This is a genomic window from Amycolatopsis sp. NBC_00348 (assembly GCF_036114655.1).
GTDB lineage: Bacteria > Actinomycetota > Actinomycetes > Mycobacteriales > Pseudonocardiaceae > Amycolatopsis.
The window spans coordinates 10,381,820-10,401,340 of record NZ_CP107994.1; the positions used below are offsets into that span (position 1 = coordinate 10,381,820).

Genomic DNA, 19,521 nt, shown 5'->3' on the forward strand with positions numbered 1-19,521 from the left:
TGTCATCAAGGAGGATGCGGTGCACAACAGGGTGATCCAGGTGGCCGCCACGGCCGCCGTCTGCGGCCTGGTGCTGGCCGCCTGCGGGTCCACTAAGGACAATGCGGCCGCACCGAGTGCGGGCGGGGGCGACACCGGCGGCAAGGTCGGCGCGACCCTGCCGCTGCTGACCTCGCCGTTCTGGCAGGCCTACAACAACTACGTGCCGCAGATGGCGAAGACCGAGGGCGTCGACGTCCTCCCGACGGTCAACGCCGACAGCGACCCGGCGAAGCTGATCACCGACATCGGCACGTTCCTCAACCAGGGCGTCAAGGGCCTGGTCGTGACGCCGCTGGACTCCGCGGCGATCGTCGCCGGGCTCAAGCAGGCGGAGAACAAGGGCGTGCCGGTGGTCGCGGTCGACGTCGCCCCCGAGAGCGGCAAGGTCGCCATGGTGGTGCGGGCCGACAACAAGGCCTACGGCACCAAGGCGTGCGACGCGATCGGCGAGAAGGTCAAGTCCGGCAAGGTCGTGCAGATCCAGGGTGACCTCGCCTCGGTCAACGGCCGCGACCGCTCGGAGGCCTTCAAGGCCTGCATGGCGCAGAAGTACCCGGGCATCCAGGTGCTGGACATCCCGGCCGAGTGGAAGGCCGACAAGGCGTCCTCCGGCCTCGACAGCATGCTGACGGCGAACCCGGACATCAAGGGCGTCTACATGCAGGCCGGCGGCGTCTACCTCGCCCCGACCGAGCAGGCGCTCAAGCGCAAGAACCTGTTCTTCCCGGTCGGCGACCCGAAGCACATCGTGCTCGTGTCCAACGACGGCATCCCGCAGGAGCTGGCCGCGATCCGGGCCGGCGAGCTGGACGCCACGGTGTCCCAGCCCGCCGACGCGTACGCGAAGTACGGCCTGTACTGGCTGAAGAAGGCCATGGCCGGCGAGACGTTCAAGCCGGGCCCGACCGACCACGACAGCACCATCGTCGAGATCAGCCCCGGCATCATCGAGGACCAGCTGCCCGCGCCCGTCATCACCAAGGCCAACGTGGACGACAAGGCCCTGTGGGGGAACAACCTGTGATCGCGCCGCCCGCCACCGCGGTGGTCAGCGCCCGCGGCGTCGGGAAGCGCTACGGCCCGACCGTGGCGCTGCACGACGTCAGCCTCGACGTGCACCCGGGCGAGTCGCACGCGCTCGTCGGTCGCAACGGGGCCGGCAAGTCGACGCTCGTCTCGATCCTCACCGGCCTGTCCGCCACGGACACCGGGCACGTCGAGTTCGGCGGCGAGCCGGCCCCGCCCCTGACCAAGCAGGACGACTGGAAGGCGCGCGTGGCCTGCGTCTACCAGCACGCGATGGTCGTCCCGCAGCTCACGGTGGCCGAGAACCTGTTCTTGAACCGGCAGGCGGGCGGCGGGTTCTCGATCGGCTGGAAGAAGCTGCGGCGGCAGGCCACCGAGCTGCTCGGGTCGTGGGACGTGCACGTCGACGTCGACACCCCGGCCGGCGAACTGTCGGTCGAGGACCGGCAGTTCGTCGAGATCGCCCGCGCGCTGTCCTACGGCGCCCGGTTCATCGTGCTCGACGAACCGACCGCGCAGCTGGACAAGCAGGCCATCGAGCGGCTCTTCGAGCGGATGCGCCAGATGCAGGCGAACGGCGTGACGTTCCTGTTCATCTCGCACCACCTGCACGAGGTCTACGAGGTCTGCCAGGCGGTCACGGTGCTGCGCGACGCGAAGCACGTGCTGACCGCGCCGGTCGCCGAAGTCGGCCGGGCCGAGCTGGTCGACGCGATGACCGGCGAACCGGGCGGCCTGTCCGTCCGCGACGCCGCCACGCGGGACGCCCTGGAGGCGGACGCGCCGGAGATCCTCGCGGTCGACGGCCTGTCCGGCGACGGCTTCTCGGACGTCTCCTTCCGGCTCCACCAGGGCGAGGTCGTCGGGCTCGCGGGCAGCAACGCCAGCGGGAAGCACCAGGTCGCCGAGACGGTCTACGGCCTGCGGCGCCCGTCGGCGGGCACGGTCCGCGTCGACGGCAAGCCGTTGCGGCCGGGCGACATCCCGACGGCGCTCAAGGCCGGGATCGGCTGCGTGCCGCGCGACCGGCACCACGAAGGCCTGGTGCTGGAGCACCCGATCATGGACAACGCCACACTGTCCATTTTGGACAAGATGGGCCGCGGCGGGCTCGCGTCGCCGAAGACGCGGTTCACGAAGGCGTCCCAGGCACTGGCGGACTACGGCATCGTCGCCGCGAGCGCCGAGCAGCCGGTGTCGGACCTGTCCGGCGGAAACCAGCAGAAAGTCGTCCTCGCCCGGGCGCTGGCCAGTGACCCGCGGGTCGTCGTGCTGATCAACCCGACGGCCGGGGTGGACGTGAAGTCGAAGGAGGCGCTGCTCGCGGTCGTCGACCGGGTGCGCGCCGAGGGCAAGGGTGTGCTGATCGTCAGCGACGAGCTCGACGACCTGCGCCTGAGCGACCGGGTCCTGGTGCTGCGCGCCGGGGCCGTGGTCGCCGAGCACCAGGCCGGGTGGTCCGACGGCGACCTCGTGGCCGACATCGAAGGAGTCGAGCTGTCGTGACCGACGTGATGACCGATCCCCAGACGGAGCTGCCCGCGCCACCCCGGCGTCGCAAGGCCCTCTGGCTGCGGGAACTCGCGCTGCTGCCCGCGCTCGTCGTGGTGTTCGTCATCGGCGGCCTGGTCGACGACACGTTCGTCGGCTGGAGCAACATCGTCAGCATCCTGACCGCGTCGGCCGCGCTGTCGCTGGTCGTGCTGGGCGAGTCGCTGGTGCTGATCACCGGCAAGTTCGACCTGTCGCTGGAATCCACCATGGGCCTGGCGCCCGCGCTCGGCGCGATGGTGGTCATCCCGGCGGCGTCGGCCGGCTTCGGCGTCGAACTGCCCACCGCGATCGGCCTGCTGGTGATCCCGCTGTGCGGCGCGCTCGTCGGGTTCGTCAACGGCTTCCTGATCGTGAAGCTGAAGCTGAACGCCTTCATCGTCACCCTCGCCATGCTCACCGTGCTGCGCGGGGTGCAGGTCGGCTCGACCAAGGGCAAGACGCTGTTCAACCTGCCGGACTCGTTCACGAACCTGGCGACCACGACGTTCGCCGGGCTGCCGATGTCGGTGTGGCTGGCGGCGGTGCTGTTCGCAGTCGCCGGCTGGGTGCTGCGCTACCACCGCGTCGGCCGCGCGCTGTACGCGATCGGCGGCAACCGCGAAGCCGCGCGGGCGGCCGGGGTGCGCGTCGACCGGATCGCGTGGGCGGTGTTCGTCGTCGCCGGCATCCTCGCCGCGATCGGCGGGCTCGCGTACACGGGCTACGTCGGCGCGCTGGGCGCGAACCAGGGCTCCGGGCTGATCCTGCAGGTCTTCGCGGCCGCGGTGATCGGCGGCGTTTCGCTCGACGGCGGCAAGGGCACGCTCGTCGGCGCGCTGACCGGCGTCCTGCTGCTGTCGTCGGTGTCCAGCCTGCTCAACTACGCGCACGTCACGGCGGAGTGGCAGGGCGCCATCTACGGCGCCATCATCTTGGTCGCGCTGATCATCGCCCGGTACGCGGGTGGAAAGCCCCAGACCTGAGTCCAAAAGCGTGATCATCCGACGTTCCAGGGTCTGCCGCGGCTCTCGTGAGTGTTTAGGGCGGTTCTAACCGCCCTAAACACTCACGAGAGTGGGGACGAGGAGGTGCTGCGAGTGCGGCTAGGAAGCTTCCGCGGCGGGCAGGTCGGCGGCGGCGTCCGACGTCGGGTCGTCGGCCGTGCCCAGTGCGTTGCGCAGCCACTGCTCCACGCCCGCGACGTGCACGGTCGCCCACGAGCGCGCCAGTTCCGGCTCGCGGGCCGCGATGGCCTCGTAGATCGCCGAGTGCTGTTCCCGGGTCTTCGCGACCGCGCCCTCCTGGGTGAGGCCGCGCCAGATCCGGGCCCGCGCGGTCGGCCCGGAGAGGCTGTCGAGCAGCGAGCAGAGCACCGGGTTGCCGGAGCCGTCGGCGATCTTGCGGTGGAACTGGAGGTCGTTGGCGACGAGGGCCTCGACGGTCGGCGAGTCGGCCAGCTCCCCGAGCAGCGTGCCCAGCTCCGCGATGTCGTCGTCACTCATGTGCAGCGCGGCCAGCGCGGTCGCGGCCGGCTCGAGGATCCGCCGCACGGCGAGGAAGTCGAGCACGGTGTCGTCGCGGTGGAAGTCGACCACGAACGTCATCGCGTCGAGCAGCAGGTTCGGCTCGAGGCTGGTGACGTACGTGCCGTCGCCCTGGCGCACGTCGAGCACCCGGATCAGGCACAACGCCTTCACGGCCTCCCGCAGGGAGCTGCGCGAAAGCCCGAGCCGCTGGGCCAGCTCGGCCTCCTTCGGCAGCCGGTCGCCGGGTGCCAGCTCGCCGGAGATGATCATGTCCTTGATCTTGTCGATCGCGACATCGGTGACGGGCATCGTGTCCGCCCTTCCCTGCAACAGACCTCGGATGTTTGGGTGTTACTCCCCAGCGTGCCATGTCCCGGCGAAGGAGTGGTCATGACCCACGATCCCGCACCACAAAGAGTGGCCCTGCACACGAAGCTGAAACCCGGCAAGGAAGCCGAGTACGAGTCCGTCCACGCCGTGATCCCGCCCGAGCTGGACGTCGCGCTGCGCGCGGCCGGCGTCCGCACCTGGCGGATCTGGCGTAACGGCCTCGACCTTTTCCACGTCCTCGAAGTCGACGACTACGCGGCGATGCGCGCGGCGTTGCGGGAGCACCCCGCGAACGTCCCGTGGCAGGCCAGGATGGCCGAGCTGCTGGCCGTGGAGGACGACTACTCCGGCGACGACACCGGCATCGGGCTGGTCTGGGAACTGCCGGTGAAGGAGTGACCGCGTGAACCTCTCCCTGTCCCCGCTCGGGCTCGGCTGCGCGCAGCTGGGCAACCTGTACCACGCGATCACCGACGAGACGGCGGCCGCGGCCGTGCGGCGCGCGTGGGACGAGGGCGTCCGCTACTTCGACACCGCGCCCCACTACGGCCTCGGGCTGTCCGAAGCCCGCCTCGGCGCGGCCCTGCGCGAGTTCCCGCGCGAGGAGTACGTGCTGTCCACGAAGGTCGGCCGCGTGCTGGAGCCGAACCCGGGCGGGGCGGGGGAGAAGGACGACGAGGGCTTCGCCGTCCCGGCCGCCTACAAGCGCCGCTGGGACTTCAGCCGCGACGGCGTCCTGCGCTCCTTCGAGGACAGTCTCACCCGGCTGGGCCTCGACCGCGTCGACGTCGTCTACGTCCACGACCCGGACGACCACTTCGAGGAGGCCCTGCGTGGTGCCTTCCCGGCGTTGCGCGAGCTGCGGGACCAGGGCGTGATCGGCGCGTTCGGCGCCGGGATGAACCAGGCGCCGATGCTCGGGGAGTTCGTCCGCCGCACCGACCTCGACGTCGTGCTGGTGGCCGGGCGCTACACGCTGCTCGACCAGGCCGCGCTGGACGAGCTGCTGCCGTTGTGCGCCGAGCGCGGCGTCACGGTGGTGGCCGGCGGGGTGTTCAACGCCGGCATCCTGGCCACCGCGGAACCCGGCCGGGTCTACGACTACGCCGAGGCGCCGCCCGAGCTCGTCGAGCGGGCGCAGCTGATCGCGAAGATCTGCGCGCGGCACGGCGTCGAGCTGCCCGAGGCCGCGCTGGCCCTGCCGATCGCCCATCCCGCGGTGGCGTCGGTCGTCGTCGGCGCGCATGATCCGGAACAGGTGAGCGTGAACGCGCGGCGTGCCGGGGCCGTCGTGCCGCCGGAGCTGTGGGCCGAACTGGTCGACGCGGGACTGCTGCGCGCCGACGCCGTCATCGCCGAAGGAGTCTCATGATCGACGCGCACCACCACCTCTGGGACCCGTCGCGGCGGGCGTACCCGTGGCTGGCGGGGGGCGCGATGAACCCGATCCGCCGGCCCTACACGGCCGACGACCTGCGCGCGGTGACCAAGGCGGCCGGGGTGCACGCGACCGTGCTGGTCCAGACGGTGTCGTCGGAAGAGGAGACCGCGGAGTTCCTCGCGACGGCCGTGGCGGAACCGGTGGTCGCGGGCGTCGTCGGCTGGGTCGACCTGCGCGCCCCGGACGTCACGGACCGGCTGGCCGCGCTGCGGTCGCGGGGGCCGCTGGTGGGGATCCGGCACCAGGTCGAGGACGAGCCGGACGACGACTGGCTGCTGCGCCCGGAGATCGTGGCGGGGCTGAGCGCGGTCGGGGACGCCGGTCTGGTCTACGACCTGCTGGTGCGGCCCGCGCAGCTCGCGGCGGCGAGCGAGGTGGCGCTGCGGCTGCCGGGGCTGCGGCTGGTCCTGGACCACGCGGCGAAGCCGCCGATCGCGGCGGGGGAGTGGGAGCCGTGGGCCGGCGCGATCGCCGCGCTCGCCGAGCGCGAGAACGTCGTGTGCAAGCTGTCCGGCCTGGTCACGGCGGCGGACTGGTCGGGCTGGGAGGTCGCGCACCTGCGCCGCTACGTCGACCACGTGCTGGACGCGTTCGGCCCCGAGCGGCTGCTGTTCGGCTCGGACTGGCCGGTCTGCGAACTGGCGGCGTCCTACGAAGTCGTCCTGGACGCGGCGGTCTCGCTGACCGGGTCCCTGTCGGACGCGGAACGCCTTGGCGTCTTCGAGCACAACGCGCGCGAGGTCTACGGCCTCTGAACACATGGATGCGGGCGCGGGACCTCCCCCAGGGGGTACAGGAGGTCCCACGCCCGCGGCGTGAAGGTCTGGTCTGGTCCTAGAACTCGTCGTCGCTGATCATGCCGCGCAGCCGGGCGAGCGCGCGGTGCTGCGTCACGCGCACGTTGCCCGCGGAGATGCCGAGCGCTTCGGCGGTCTCCTGCGCCGAGAGGCCGACGGCGATGCGCAGCGCGAGGATCTCCTGCTGCACCCGGGGCAGCGTGGCGAGCAGCCGGCCGAGCCGGGCGCCGAGGTCGAGCGACAGCGCGCGGTTCTCCGGCTCGTTGCCGATCAGCGGCCGCTCCGGGAGCTCGGGAACGGGCTCGGAGCGGTCGCGGGCCACGGCGCGGTAGGCGTCGGCGACCTTGTTCGCCGCGATGGCGTGCACGAGGTAGAGGAAGGAACCGCCGCGGTCCTGGTAGTCCGGGAGGGCCTTCAGCACCGCGAGGCACACTTCCTGGGCGACGTCGTCCGCCGAGAGGTACGAGAGGTCACGGCCGCCCATCCGGGCGCGGCAGTACCGCACGACCACCGGCTCGATCATCTTGAGCAGGGTGTGGATGGCGGCGGGATTGCCCTCGCCCGCGTCTTTGACGAGCGGGTCGAGGTCCTCCTTGGTCAGTCGCCCACCAGGTCGGGGCAATGATTCCGGAGTGCGATAATCGCGAACCTCCGTGGCGGATTCCCCGGTGGTCCTGGACGGTGCAGTCATGGTCGTCTCCCCGGCCGACCCTCGACCGTCGCTGCCGGGGGTTCAACTCTCCGTAACGGTGTGATCGCAGGTACTCCCGGAGATCCGGTCCCACCTGCGCTCCGTGCGACGCTGGGTAATCGTAAGCACCTCCTGGCCCATCAGTCCAGATTTCAACCACCAATACCCCGTTCGCAGGAGCGACCGTGATGCAACCGCGACCAGACGCCTCACATTGCGATTAATCGCTTTCAGGATGTGCCGACTTCACCCGTCAGTGGAGCGCGATCACGGACGTGGCAGTCAAGGTCACGGCGAGCGACGTCACGGCGGGCAGTAGTCGGGGCATGGCCACCGGTTCGGCCGCACGCAACGCCCGTTCGCGGGTCGCGCCGACCCCCGCGAGCAGGGCGGACGTCGCCGCGGAGAGCAGAACGGGCAGGAGTGCGAGGCCCCAGTGGCGCAGTGCGGCCGAGTGGAGCAGCAGAAGGGTGCAGGCGGCGGAGGCCAGGGCGGTTCGCCGCCAGGCCAGCCCGGTCCGCTCGGCCTGCGCACCGGCGGGGGTAGTCACGGTGCCGCCGGTGCGGTGAGACCGGAGTAGTCGCGAACGGCCGATAATCCGACTGCCAATAAGCCGGCGGCCGGGACGGGTCCGGGGGCGCCGGGCCGGCCTGAGACGCCGGTTTCAGGGCACCACGGACGGTGACCGAACGGTGTGGCGGCCGTCACGACAGCGCCAGCAGGACGGCCGCCGTGAGGATGAGGAGGAACAGGCCCGCCGTCAGCACCACGATCATCAGGCTGCGCGGCAGCGGCTCACCGGCCCGCATCGCGATCTGCACACGCCGCCAGCGCGGGTACGCCGCCGCGGCGAGCACGGCCGCCAGGGCCACGCACAGCCCGGCGAGCGCGGCGCTGGCCCCGGCCGGGGCGGGCACGAGCTGGTGCACGGCGACCCCGCCGGCGAGCAGGCCGAGCGCGGTGCGCAGCCAGGCGAGGAACGTGCGCTCGTTGGCCAGCGTGAAGCGGTAGTCCGGTTCGGTGCCGCCCTCGTGGGGCTTGATGTCTTCTCGCGGGGCCACGTCGGCACGCTAGCCGGTGTGCGCGGCCTCGGCCTCTTCGCTGCGGTGCGCGAAGACCCACCAGCGCAGTACCGCGAACCGCACGAACCCGCCGACCAGGCTGGACAGCAGCAGCGTGCCCGTCTCCTCCCACGACGTCGGCCGGTCGACGACCGCGTCGAGGATCGCCAGCACCGCCGAGCCGTACCCGGCGTAGAAGGCGAAGGTGAGGAGGTCCTGCAGGTGCCGCTTCCCGGCGTTGCTCTGCCGCCCGGCGAAGGTGACGCGGCGGTGGAACTCGGTGTTCCCGACCGTCGTCAGCGCGATCGCGACCAGGTTCGCCACCTGGGAGCCGAGCCGGTCGCGCAGCAGGAGGAACAGGGCCGCCTGGACGCCGGTCGTCACGACGCCGGCCACGACGTACCACGCCGCGTGCGTGCCGAGTTCGTGGTGGCGGTCCGGGTCGGTGGCGATGAGCCGGTGTTCCGGTGCGCACCTGGTGGTGGCCATGATCCGAAGCTACTCCGCCTTCACAAACTTGTGAATATGTTAAACCCGTTGAAGAAATGTGATCCCGGTGACACCGCGGGCGTTTCGGGCCCCGGCACCTCGGGTAGGTCCCCGGCAATGACTATTCCGTTGACTACTTCCTCTACGCCGGGAGAAACCAGTGAGTGACCGCGACTCGGCCGAATCGGACAGCCTGAGCCCCAGCGAGGCGCTGGACGAGGACGAGCTGCGCGTCGACCCGCTCGAAGAGGGCGTCGAACCGCCCGAGCACTGGAGCGCCGCCGACCGGTACGGCACCACGCCCGAAGAGGTCCGCGAGGGCGAGCCGATCGACCTGCGCCTCGCGGAAGAGGAGCCGGACACCGAGCCGGACCCGATCCCGGACCGCCCGCTCGCGGCCACCCCGGCGGCCGAGCTCGACGAAACCGTCGAGGACGCGCCGGCCGACTACGAGCAGGTCGTCCCCGACGACGAGGTGCCCCACCGCCACGCGAACCCGGATCCGGGCGAGCGGGCGGACTACGCGGGCGGCTCCGTGGCGGACGCCATCCGCGAGGCGAGACAGGGCTGATCCGCTCACGCTGCGCGTCCGTTCGGGCGCATTTAGCGTGGGACCCCAGTGCACCGGACCGCGACGAAGGGAAGGCCGAAGATGCTGACCGTGACCGAAGCCGCCGCCGAGGCGATCACCGCACTGACCAGCCAGGGCGACGGGGACGCCGGGCTCCGCCTGGCGGTCCAGAACGCCGAGGGCGAAAGCGCCCAGCTGGCGTTGTCCGTGGCGCCGGAACCCGCGGAGGGTGACAGCGTGCTCGGCGCCGACGAGGGACCGAAGGTGTTCCTCGAACCCCAGGCAGCGGCGCTCCTGGACGACAAGGTGCTCGACGTCCAAGAGGACGACGCCGGCGGAGTGGCCTTCGCCGTGCTGCCGCAGCACACGAGCTGACCGCGGTCGTGAGTGGTAATGCGGGTTAGAACCCGCATTACCACTCACGACCAGCCGCGGCAGACCGGCTAGCGAGCCCGCCAGGCGCTGACCAGGATCGCGGCCCGCACACGCAGCAGCTCGGCCGCGTTCGCCCGCGCGTGGTCCAGGGATTCCGCGTGGTCGATCAACGCGCTGCTCGCGATGACGCCCAGGCTCGCCAGCCCGGCCTCGTCGAGCTGGATCCGCCCCGCCAGCGCCATCAGCGGCACCCCGCGCGGCCGGGCGCGTGCCGCGATCCCCGCCGGGGCCTTGCCGTTGAGACTCTGCTCGTCGAGTGATCCCTCGCCCGTGATGACCAGGTCCGCGCCGTCGAGGGCGGCGTCCACCCCGGTCAGCCCGGCGATCAGGTCGAACCCGGACTCCACCGTCGCGCCGAGGCCCGCGATCGCGCCCGCCGCGACGCCGCCGCCCGCTCCCGCGCCCGGTACCCGTGACACGTCCGGCGCGCCGCCCACCTGCAGCGCATGCGCCCAGCGGCCGAGCGCCGCGTCGAGCGCCGCCACCTCTTCGGGGCCCGCGCCCTTCTGCGGCCCGAACACCGCCGCCGCGCCGTCCGGGCCGAGCAGCGGGTTCGTCACGTCCGTCGCGACCGCGACACGCACGCCGTCGAGCCGCTCTCGCACCGGCGTCAGCTCGGTCGACGCGACCCGCGACAGCGTGCCGCCGCCGAGGCCGACCGGGGCGCCGAACGCGTCGAGCACGCCGGCGCCGAGCGCGCTCAGCATGCCGGCGCCGCCGTCGGTGCTGGCCGTGCCGCCGACCGTCAGGACCAGCCGCGTCGCACCGTGCATGAGCGCGTCGCCGAGCAGTTCGCCGACGCCCCAGGTGTGCGCGGCCAGTGCCGTTTCCGGGCTGGGTTCGACGAACTCGATGCCGCACGCGCGCGCCGACTCGACGTAGGCGGTGCCGTCGAGCACGGCGTAGCGCGCCTTGACCGGTTCGTCGAGCGGGCCGCGGACGGTCAGCCGGACGATCCGGGCGCCCGCGGCTTCCAGCACGTCGAGGGTGCCTTCGCCGCCGTCGGCGACCGGGCAGGTGACGATCTCGGCGTCCGGCAGCGCGTCCCGCACGCCGAGCGCGATGGCTTCCGCGGCCTCGACCGCGGTGAGACTGCCCTTGAACTTGTCCGGCGCGATGACGACGCGGGTCACGGCTTCACCTCCGTCAGCGGGGCACGCCCGCTGAGCACTTCGACGACGTTGCGGGCGGCCAGCACGGCCATCGCGGTGCGGGTCTCGACGGTGGCCGACCCGAGGTGCGGGCTGAGCACGACGTCGTCGCGGCCGAGCAGCCGCGGTTCGACGTCGGGTTCGTGCTCGAAGACGTCCAGCGCGGCGCCGGCGATCTCCCCGGCCTCGAGCGCGTCGGCGAGGGCCGCCTCGTCGACGACCGGGCCGCGGGTCGTGTTCACCAGGTAGGCGCCGGGTTTCATGGCGCGCAACGCGGCGGCGTCGATCAGGTGCCGCGTCTCCGGCGTCAGCGGGCAGTGCAGTGAGACGACGTCCGAGCGCTCCAGGAGTTCCTCGAAGGAAACGGAACCCTGCGTCGAGCGTCCGGTGTAGACGATCGACATGCCGAACGCTTCGGCCCGCTTCGCCATCGCCCGGCCGATCTGGCCGAACCCGACGATCCCGAGCGTCTTGCCCTGCAGGCCCGCGCCGAGCAGGAAACCGAGGTGGAACGACCACGGCGTGCGCGAACGCAGCAGCCGTTCACCCTCGCCGAGGCGTCGCGTGACGGCGAGCAGCAGGCCGAAAGCGAGGTCGGCGGTGGCGTCGGTGAGCACACCCGGGGTGTTGGTGACGACGACGCCGCGTCCGGCCAGCGCCGGGACGTCGACGTTGTCGTAACCGACCGCGACGTTCGCGACGACCTTGAGATCCGGCCCGGCGGCGTCGGCGAGCGCGCCGTCGAGCCGGTCGTGGAGCATGCCGACCACCGCCGCCGCGCCGGCCGCGAACTCGTGCAGCTCGGCGGGCGAAAGCGGCCGGTCCGCCGGGGACACCACGACCTCGCCCGCTTCCGCGAGCACCGCCACCGCGTCGTCGGGAATCCACCGGGTCACCACGAACTTGGGCACCCGGACAGCTTAGGCGGTGTCCTGCAAGTCAAGCTCGCGGTCTTCGCGCCCAGGCGGCCCATCGAGCAGACTTGCAGGACACCGCCTAGCCGCGCTGGACCGCCCCGAGAACGATCTCCGACTGCGCCGCCGCGCCCGCGCCGTTGGGGTGGAAGGGGAAGGCCAGCAGCAGCGGGTTGCTCACCGAGACCGGGATCAGGCCCTCGGCGTAGCGCACGGTGGGCGCCTGGCACGCGTCGTGCCCGACGGTCGGGGTGTAGGTGTCGACGAGCTCGGCGCCGTTGGCCCCGGCGACCCGCGCGAGCATGGCGTTCATCTGGAGGAACTTCGCCTGCAGGTAGGCGACGTCGCCGTCGGCGATCGGGATCACCGGCCAGCACCCCTTCCCGCTCGCGGGCAGCCCGGCGAGGTAGTTCACCAGCAGGACCCGCGCCTGCGGCGAGCGCGCGTGGATCGCCTGCAGCGCGTTGGCGATCTTGGGCTCGGTCGCCGCGACGGCGTTCTCCAGCTGGTCGACGCCACCCGCGGTGAACTTCGCCTTGCACGTGCTCACCGGCAGGAGGTTGAGGCACTTGGTCACGGCGGAGGCGAGCCCGATGTCGTTGCCGCCGATGCCGACGGTCACCAGGTCGGTGGTCGGCGTGAGCCGGTCGAACTGCGGCGGGTTCGTCCCGCCGAGCGGCAGCTTCTGCGGCTGCGTGAAGTCGGGCGTCGCGGCGCCGCCGCAGCTCGCGTCGCGGAAGGTTTCGACGCCGAGCGCGCCGGCCACCTCGTGCGGGTAGTCCGAAGTGGACTGAGCGCAGTCGAGCGGGGTGAACTGCGTCGTGGGCGGGAGAGTGACGAAGACGTCGGCGGTCCACGAATCACCCAGCGCCACGTACTCGTGGTAGCTGGTGCTCGCCGACGCCGGGGCGGCGAAGGCGAGCGCGGCGATCGCGGGCACGGCGAGAAGGGTGAACAGGCGCCTGCGCATGCTGCCTCCGTTGGCGAGCGGCGAAGTGAAGACCTTTCACATTCGACGCGCAGCCGGTGAAAGTCAATCCTGCTCACCCGTCCTGGTGACTCCGGTCGGCGTGGGTATTCAGACCCTGGTCAGCCGCACCACCGCGCTCGCGTAGCCGCTCCCCGGCAGCGCGACGTCGATCCCGTGGCTCAGCAGCACCGCGCCGTGGTGCACGACGCCATCCTGGTCCCGGTACCGCGCCGTCGGATCGAGCCCGGCCAGGCGCGGCGGCGTGACCGGCCGCGCGAACTCCGCGGGCCGCCGCCAGAAGATCACCACGACGTCACCACCCAAGACGTACTGCACTGCGGTCAGCGCCGAGCGCGCCGGATCGGCCAGCCGGTACAGCTCGCCGTGCTGCACCACGGGCCGGATCTCCTTGTACAGCGCCACGAGCGCTGTCGCCTCGGCGAGTTCTGCGGCACTCCAGCGAGGCAGGTCCCCGCCCAGGCCGAGCACGCCCGCCATCGCGACGTGGAACCGGAAGCTCAGCGGCGCCTCCCGGCCGGTGGTCGGGTTCGGGCTGTCGGTGACCCAGGCCGACATCGTGCCGGCGGGGTAGAGCTGGCCGTAGCCGTGCTGGATGGTGATCCGGTCGGCCGCGTCCGTGTTGTCCGACGCCCAGATCTCGTCGGTGCGCGCGAGGATCCCCAGGTCGGTGCGGCCGCCGCCGCCCGCGCACCCCTGGATCCGCAGGCCGGGGTGCTCGGCCCGCAGCCGGTCGAAGATCGCGTACACGGCGCGGACGTGCTCGCCCCACAGCCGTCCCGGATCCGCGCTCGAGGGCCACCCGGCCTCGGTGAACGCGCGGTTCATGTCCCACTTGAGGTAGTCGATCCCGTGCTCGCCGACGAGCCTGTCGAGCCACTTGTGCGCCCAGTCCGCGACGTCCGGGCGGGCGAAGTTGAGCACGAGCTGGTTGCGCAACGTCGTGCGCGTGCGGTTCGCCATGTGCAGCACCCAGTCGGGGTGCGCGCGGTAGAGGTCGCTGTCCGGGTTGACCATCTCCGGCTCGACCCACAGCCCGAACTTCATCCCGTGCGCGTGCACGGCGTCGACGAGTGGCCCGAGCCCGGCGGGGAAGCGCTGCTCGTTGGCGGTCCAGTCGCCGAGGCCGGCGGCGTCGCCGACGCGCGCGCCGAACCAGCCGTCGTCCATCACGAACAGCTCGGCGCCGAGCTTCGCCGCGGCCTCGGCGAGGTGTGTTTCGGTCTGCTCGTCGACGTCCCAGCCGGTCGCTTCCCAGGAGTTGTAGACGATCGGCCGCAGCTCGCCGGAGTGCGGCTGGACGAACTCGCGGACGTAGGCGTGCCAGCGCCGGCTCGTGCCACCGAAGCCGTCGGCCGCGTAGAGCCCGGCGAACACCGGCGTCTCCCAGGTCTCCCCGGGCTTCAGCCGCCAAGAGACGTTCTCGTGCCCGAACCCGCCGGTCCAGGTGACGCGGCCGGTGTGCGTGTGGTCGACCGTGATCCGCCAGCTGCCGCTCCACGCCAGCGCGGTCGACCAGACCTCGCCGGACGTCTCCGTCGCGTCGCCGGCGTCGAGCATCACCCAGGGATTGACCTGGTGGCTGGATACCCCGCGGCGGCTGGTCAGCGTGGTTTCGCCGACGGGCAGCGGTTCGCGCAGCACGCCGTACTCGGCGCTCCACGCACCGGACGTCCGGCTCAGCCGTGCGCCGTCGCGCCGGGGGAGCGTCCAGGACGCGGAATCCGTGCGCAGCAAGGCAATCTCCGCGTCCCCGGTGGTGCGCAAGGTCGTCCAGCGCTCGATGACATCGCCGCGGACGCGGTAGTGCAGCGAGAGTTCCAGTGGGTAGTGCCGGTCGGCCAGCTGCACCACCAGGGCGCCGTTCTCGAGTGAATGCCCCGCGTAACGCCACTCCAGCGCCGACGTCCCGTCCTCGAACCGCACGGCCAGCGCCGCGACGCCGAAGAACGCGCCGCCCTCGGCCGGCAGCTCGGGCCGCTCGTCGCCCGGCTCGTCGAAGCTGCTCTCGGCCGGGTTGCGGCGCTCGGCGACCTGCGTGGCCTGCGCCAGCGTGAGCGGCGGCCCCCAATGGGCGTGCCGCGGCCGGTCGTCGGCGTCGAGCCGGAAGGCGTAGGAGCTTTCCGGGGTGCGCAGCAGCCACAGCCGGTGCGCGGGGTCGTGTTCCACGAGCGACATGGTCCTGAGCGTAGGCACGACCAGCCGAAAAATAAATTCTTGACGAAGTTAATTAATCCTGCCTACCCTTCCGGCCATGCCTCGCAGTGCACCGGCAAGGGCGCCGATCACCAGTCCCGCGGCCGCGACCGTGTTCACCACGGTCCTGACCGAGGGGCCGGTCTCCCGCGTCGACGTCGCCCGGCGCACCGGGCTCTCCTCCGCCGCGGTCACCAAGGCGGCCCGGCCCTTCATCGACGCCGGTTACCTCGAAGAACTCGCCTCCGCAGGCCGGACGACGCCGGGCGCCGGGCGGCCCGCGAACCCGCTCGCCATCCGGCCCGACCGCGAGTACTTCGTCGGCGTCAAGATCACCGGCGACGACCTGATCGGCGTCGTCACCGACCTGCGCGCCGACGTCCGCGCCACCGCCCACCACGCGCTGGCCGGCCACGACGTCGAGCACGTCGTGCGGGCGCTCGCCGACCTCGTCGGGGAGCTGCTGGCCGGGCCGACGCCGGACGGCACCAGCAACCTCCGCGAGCGCGCCTACTGCCTCGGCGTTGCGGTGTCCGGCGACGTCGACCGCGCGTCCGGGATCGTCCGCTACTCGCCGTTCCTCGGCTGGCGCGACGTCCCGCTCGCCGAGCTGCTCGACGAGGCGACCGGCCTGACGACGACGCTGGAGAACGACGTCAAGGCGCTGACCGTGGCCGAGCAGTGGTTCGGCGAGGGCGTCGGCGCGTCATCGTTCGCCCTGGTCACCGTGGGCACCGGGATCGGCAGCGCGCTGGTCGTCGACGGCGCGCTGGTCCGCGGCGCGCACGGCGTCGCCGGCGAGATCGGGCACATCCCGGTCGCCGACGGCGGCCCGCTCTGCCACTGCGGCGGCCGCGGTTGCGTCGAAGCGATCGCGTCCACCGAAGCGATCCTTCTGCGCGCCCGTGACGTCTCCGGCGAACCCACGCTGACCATGGACGACGCCGTGACGCGCGCCCGCGGCGGTGACGAGCCGCTGCGCGAGGTGTTCGCCGCGGCGGGCCACGCGATCGGGCTCGGCCTGGCCGCGCTGGTCAACCTGTTCGGCCCGGAACGGGTCGTCGTCTCCGGGGAAGGCGTCGCCACCTACGACCTGTTCGAGGACCAGATCCGCCGGACCTTCGCGGTCCAGGCGTTCGGCAGCGCCGCCCGCTGCGGCCTGGTCATCCGGCCGCTGCCGTTCGAGGAGTGGGCGCGGGGCGCGGCCGCCGTCGCCATCCAGAGTCTTTTCGTCGCCGAGAGCGTCTAAGGAGAATCTCCGTGAGCCCCATGAATCGTCGAAGCTTCCTGGTCGGTTCCGTCTTGTTCGCCGGGGGAGCGGCCCTCGCGGGCTGCACCACGGACCCGCTGAACAAGAACGCGGGCGCCGCTTCGGGCGCGAAGGTCACGTTGCAGCAGTGGTACCACGCGTACGGCGAATCCGGGACGCAGCAAGCGGTCCAGCGGTACGCGCAGGAGTTCACCAAGGCCAACCCGGACATCGCGCTCAACGTCAGCTGGATCGCCGGCGACTACGAGACCAAGCTCAACTCGGCGATGCTCACCGCGCAGGCGCCGGACCTGTTCGAGCTGGGCGACTTCCGGTACCAGAACGTCAAGAACGGCCTGCTCGCGCCGCTCGACGACGTCATCGCGCCGGCCAAGGCCGACTTCAGCCCGGCCGCGCTCGACACGGTGACGGTGGACAACAAGATCTACGGCGTCAAGATGATCGACGACGTCATGATGCTGTACTACCGCAAGAGCGCGCTGCAGGCCGCGGGCGTCCAGCCGCCGCAGACGTTCGCCGAGCTGCTCGACGCGACCCGGAAACTGAACACCGGCAAGCAGAAGGGCCTGTACGTCGGCACCGACGGCGTCGGCGAGGCCGCGACCCTGCTGCTCTGGTCGTCCGGCGCGGACTTCTTCGACAGCAGTGGCAAGAAGGTCGCGTTCGCTGCTCCCGAAGCCGTCGCCGCGATCGCCGGGCTCAAGCAGCTGCACGACACCGGCGGCCTGCTCCAGGGCTACCCGACCGACTGGTCCGACCCGGGCGCGTTCGCCAACGGCGCCACCGCGATGCAGTGGGGCGGCCTGTGGTCGCTGCCGGACGTCAAGAAGGCCCTCGGTGACGACTTCGGCGTCGTCGCGTGGCCGAAGTTCGGCGACGCCGGCAAGCAGGTCGCGCGTGTCGGCGGCTGGTACCAGCTGGCCAATGCGAAATCTCAGAACCTCGACGCCGTCAAGAAGTTCATCGACTGGCTGTGGATCAAGAACGCCGATCTGCAGAAGGACTGGTGCGTCAAGTACGGCTTCCACATCCCGGCCCGCAAGCCGGTCGCCGCGCAGACCACCGAGTTCTCCAGTGGTCCCGCGAAGGACGCCGTCACGATCTCGCAGCAGAACGGCAAGTCCTACTCGGGCCTGTGGAACAAGGCGTCGGCGACGCTGTTCCTGCAGGCCGCGACCAAGATCGCGAACGGGGCGGACCCGGCGGCCGAGCTGGGGGACGCGGCGAAGAAGGCCCAGGCCGAAGTCGACAAGCAGCTGGCCTGATGACGGCCGTGATGGAGGCCCCGGCCGTCCCGGCGGCGGCGAAGAAACCATGCCGTCGCCGCCGGGACTGGCGCGCGATCGGCGCGTTCGCCGTGCTGACCGGCCCGGTGGTGCTCGGGCTGGGGCTGTTCAAGTACGTCGCGATCGCGTGGAGCTTCCTGCTCAGCTTCAACGACGCCCGCGGCACCATCACCATCGGCCACTGGATCGGCTTCGACAACTACGCGTTCCTGCTCGGCGACGACGCCTTCCTGACGTCGCTGTCGACGATCGCGCTGTTCACGGTGTTCATCGTGCCGATCACCTTCGTGGCGTCGCTCGGCCTCGCCGTGCTGATCAACAGCATCCGCCGCGGCAAGGCGTTCTTCCGCACGGTGTTCCTCATCCCGGCCGCGGTGTCGTACGTCGTCGCCGCGCTGGTGTGGAAGATGGCGCTGTTCAACGGCCTGCCCTCGGGCGTCGCGAACGTGCTCGGCGGGCTGTTCGGCGCCGAGCCGGTGCCGTGGCTGTCGGAGACGAGCCCGCCGGTGTACTGGGTCGCGGTGGTGACGCTGCGGCTGTGGCTGCAGGTCGGGCTGTACATGATCCTGTTCCTCGCGGGGCTGAAGGCGATCTCGCCGTCGCTGTACGAGGCGGGGGAGCTGGACGGCACGACCAAGTGGCAAGCCTTCCGCTACATCACGCTGCCGCAGCTGCGGAACACCTCAGTCGCGGTGCTCCTGCTGATCCTGATCGCGGCGTTCCAGGCGTTCGACGAGTTCTACAACCTGTTCGGCACCGGGCTGTCCGGCACCGCGACGGCGCCGGTGAAGCCGCCGCTGGTCTACCTCTACGACTCCGCGCTCGGCGACCAGAACTACGGCGTCGGCTCGGCGGGCGCATTCCTGCTGACCGTGCTCATCGTCGTGATCACCCTGCTGCAGGGCCGGTTCGTCGGCTTCGGGAAGAAGGACTGATGGCCGTCCTCACAGTTCCCCGGAAAGCTCCGAAGTACGTCCTGGCCTCGGTGCTCGCGGTGATCTTCCTGCTGCCGTTCTACATCATGCTGCGCAACGCGCTGATGACGCGCCAGCAGGTCACCTCGCCGGACTGGTCGTGGCTGCCGGACCCGCTGTCGTGGGTCAACTTCGGCGACTTGTTCGCCGACGCGTCGGTCCCGATGGCGCACTCGTTGTGGAACTCGTTCCTGGTCGCGATCGTGACCGCACCGGTCGGCACGCTGTTCGGTTCGATGGCGGGCTACGCGCTGGCCCGGATCAACGTGCCGGGACGGCGTGCGGTGTTCACGTACGTGCTGGTCACGCTGATGATCCCGCAGTCGGTCACGTTCGTGCCGACGTTCGTCGTCGTCGGCTCGCTGGGCGGGGTCAACACGGAGTGGGGGATCATCGCGCCGAACCTGTTCAGCGCGTTCACGGTGATCCTCTTCCGCAACTTCTACCTGCGGTTCCCGGCCGAGATCGAGGAGGCCGGCCGGCTCGACGGCCTCGGTTACCTCGGCGTCTACCGGCGGCTCGTGCTGCCGAACTCGGGGAGCATGATCGCGTCGCTCGGCGCGCTGATGTTCATCGAAAGCTGGAACGCGTTCCTGTGGCCGCTGGTGATCGGGCAGGACCCGTCGTCGTGGACCGCGCAGATCGCGCTTTCGACGTTCCTGACCGCGCAGTCGGTCAACCTGCCGGCCCTGTTCGCCGGCGCGCTCGTCACCATCGCGCCGCTGGTCGCGATGTTCCTGGTCGCACAGCGGTTCATCGTCAGCGGGATCGCGGCGAGCGGCCTGAAGGAGTAGTCCCCC

21 protein-coding genes are annotated in these 19,521 nt (G+C 71.3%); 12 read left to right on the forward strand and 9 right to left on the reverse strand.

Annotation, left to right across the window (positions count from 1 at the left end):
- Positions 1-31 precede the first annotated feature (31 nt).
- Genes OHS58_RS47015 through OHS58_RS47025 form a run of 3 tightly spaced genes read left to right on the forward strand, consistent with a single transcriptional unit; the run spans position 32 to position 3,584 of the window.
- Positions 32-1,066, forward strand: a complete 1,035-nt coding sequence (locus OHS58_RS47015) for a sugar ABC transporter substrate-binding protein (RefSeq protein WP_328649973.1) — start codon at positions 32-34, stop codon at positions 1,064-1,066.
- A complete protein-coding gene (locus OHS58_RS47020; RefSeq protein ID WP_328646572.1) occupies positions 1,063-2,574 on the forward strand; it encodes a sugar ABC transporter ATP-binding protein in 1,512 nt (503 codons plus the stop codon). The genes OHS58_RS47015 and OHS58_RS47020 overlap by 4 nt, the downstream gene beginning before the upstream one ends.
- The gene (locus tag OHS58_RS47025) at positions 2,571-3,584 is read left to right on the forward strand and encodes an ABC transporter permease (RefSeq protein ID WP_326947061.1); all 1,014 of its coding nucleotides are present in this window, start codon (positions 2,571-2,573) and stop codon (positions 3,582-3,584) included. The genes OHS58_RS47020 and OHS58_RS47025 overlap by 4 nt, the downstream gene beginning before the upstream one ends.
- A 120-nt stretch (positions 3,585-3,704) precedes the next feature.
- On the opposite strand, the gene OHS58_RS47030 is transcribed toward OHS58_RS47025, so the two are convergent.
- Positions 3,705-4,436: a FadR/GntR family transcriptional regulator gene (locus OHS58_RS47030; protein ID WP_326947062.1), complete on the reverse strand. Its 732-nt coding sequence runs from the start codon at positions 4,434-4,436 to the stop codon at positions 3,705-3,707.
- A gap of 81 nt (positions 4,437-4,517) precedes the next feature.
- Between OHS58_RS47030 and OHS58_RS47035 the strand changes: the two genes are divergently transcribed.
- From OHS58_RS47035 to OHS58_RS47045, 3 genes are read left to right on the forward strand one after another with little or no spacing between them, the layout of a single operon-like run.
- The gene (locus OHS58_RS47035; protein WP_326947063.1) at positions 4,518-4,856 is read left to right on the forward strand and encodes an L-rhamnose mutarotase; all 339 of its coding nucleotides are present in this window, start codon (positions 4,518-4,520) and stop codon (positions 4,854-4,856) included.
- Between the two features lie 4 nt (positions 4,857-4,860).
- Entirely contained in the window at positions 4,861-5,829 is a 969-nt protein-coding gene (locus tag OHS58_RS47040; RefSeq protein WP_328646573.1) for an aldo/keto reductase, read from the forward strand.
- Complete coding sequence (locus OHS58_RS47045; RefSeq protein WP_328646574.1) at positions 5,826-6,653, forward strand: amidohydrolase family protein; 828 nt, start codon at positions 5,826-5,828, stop codon at positions 6,651-6,653. The genes OHS58_RS47040 and OHS58_RS47045 overlap by 4 nt, the downstream gene beginning before the upstream one ends.
- A gap of 79 nt (positions 6,654-6,732) precedes the next feature.
- Here OHS58_RS47045 and shbA read toward each other — a convergent pair whose 3' ends face one another.
- The 4 genes from shbA to OHS58_RS47065 form a co-directional block, all read right to left on the reverse strand.
- Entirely contained in the window at positions 6,733-7,386 is a 654-nt protein-coding gene (shbA, locus tag OHS58_RS47050; protein WP_247062228.1) for an RNA polymerase sigma factor ShbA, read from the reverse strand.
- A 253-nt stretch (positions 7,387-7,639) separates the two neighbouring features.
- A complete protein-coding gene (locus tag OHS58_RS47055) occupies positions 7,640-7,936 on the reverse strand; it encodes a DUF202 domain-containing protein (RefSeq protein WP_328646575.1) in 297 nt (98 codons plus the stop codon).
- A gap of 154 nt (positions 7,937-8,090) precedes the next feature.
- Positions 8,091-8,447, reverse strand: a complete 357-nt coding sequence (locus OHS58_RS47060; RefSeq protein ID WP_328646576.1) for a YidH family protein — start codon at positions 8,445-8,447, stop codon at positions 8,091-8,093.
- 9 nt (positions 8,448-8,456) lie between these two features.
- Positions 8,457-8,936 carry a GtrA family protein gene (locus OHS58_RS47065; protein WP_328646577.1) on the reverse strand — a complete coding sequence of 160 codons (480 nt, stop codon included), beginning with the start codon at positions 8,934-8,936 and terminating at the stop codon, positions 8,457-8,459.
- A 160-nt stretch (positions 8,937-9,096) separates the two neighbouring features.
- Between OHS58_RS47065 and OHS58_RS47070 the strand changes: the two genes are divergently transcribed.
- Complete coding sequence (locus OHS58_RS47070; protein WP_247062236.1) at positions 9,097-9,507, forward strand: hypothetical protein; 411 nt, start codon at positions 9,097-9,099, stop codon at positions 9,505-9,507.
- A gap of 81 nt (positions 9,508-9,588) precedes the next feature.
- A complete protein-coding gene (locus tag OHS58_RS47075) occupies positions 9,589-9,882 on the forward strand; it encodes an iron-sulfur cluster biosynthesis family protein (protein ID WP_247062237.1) in 294 nt (97 codons plus the stop codon).
- Positions 9,883-9,950: 68 nt separating this feature from the next.
- Here the strand turns inward: OHS58_RS47075 and OHS58_RS47080 are convergent, their stop codons facing one another.
- The 4 genes from OHS58_RS47080 to OHS58_RS47095 form a co-directional block, all read right to left on the reverse strand.
- Positions 9,951-11,075, reverse strand: coding sequence for a glycerate kinase (locus OHS58_RS47080; RefSeq protein WP_326947069.1), 1,125 nt, complete (start codon positions 11,073-11,075; stop codon positions 9,951-9,953).
- Entirely contained in the window at positions 11,072-12,004 is a 933-nt protein-coding gene (locus OHS58_RS47085; RefSeq protein ID WP_328646578.1) for a 2-hydroxyacid dehydrogenase, read from the reverse strand. Before OHS58_RS47085 ends, OHS58_RS47080 begins: the two co-directional genes overlap by 4 nt.
- A gap of 85 nt (positions 12,005-12,089) precedes the next feature.
- Entirely contained in the window at positions 12,090-12,977 is an 888-nt protein-coding gene (locus OHS58_RS47090; RefSeq protein ID WP_326947071.1) for an SGNH/GDSL hydrolase family protein, read from the reverse strand.
- Between the two features lie 108 nt (positions 12,978-13,085).
- On the reverse strand, positions 13,086-15,173 hold the full coding sequence (locus OHS58_RS47095; protein ID WP_328646579.1) for an alpha-galactosidase: 2,088 nt from the start codon (positions 15,171-15,173) through the stop codon (positions 13,086-13,088).
- A 76-nt stretch (positions 15,174-15,249) separates the two neighbouring features.
- Between OHS58_RS47095 and OHS58_RS47100 the strand changes: the two genes are divergently transcribed.
- From OHS58_RS47100 to OHS58_RS47115, 4 genes are read left to right on the forward strand one after another with little or no spacing between them, the layout of a single operon-like run.
- Positions 15,250-16,440: an ROK family protein gene (locus OHS58_RS47100; protein ID WP_328646580.1), complete on the forward strand. Its 1,191-nt coding sequence runs from the start codon at positions 15,250-15,252 to the stop codon at positions 16,438-16,440.
- Between the two features lie 20 nt (positions 16,441-16,460).
- Positions 16,461-17,726, forward strand: a complete 1,266-nt coding sequence (locus tag OHS58_RS47105; protein ID WP_328649974.1) for an ABC transporter substrate-binding protein — start codon at positions 16,461-16,463, stop codon at positions 17,724-17,726.
- Complete coding sequence (locus tag OHS58_RS47110) at positions 17,726-18,682, forward strand: carbohydrate ABC transporter permease (RefSeq protein ID WP_328646581.1); 957 nt, start codon at positions 17,726-17,728, stop codon at positions 18,680-18,682. Before OHS58_RS47105 ends, OHS58_RS47110 begins: the two co-directional genes overlap by 1 nt.
- A complete protein-coding gene (locus OHS58_RS47115; RefSeq protein ID WP_326955297.1) occupies positions 18,682-19,515 on the forward strand; it encodes a carbohydrate ABC transporter permease in 834 nt (277 codons plus the stop codon). The genes OHS58_RS47110 and OHS58_RS47115 overlap by 1 nt, the downstream gene beginning before the upstream one ends.
- Positions 19,516-19,521: the final 6 nt, after the last annotated feature.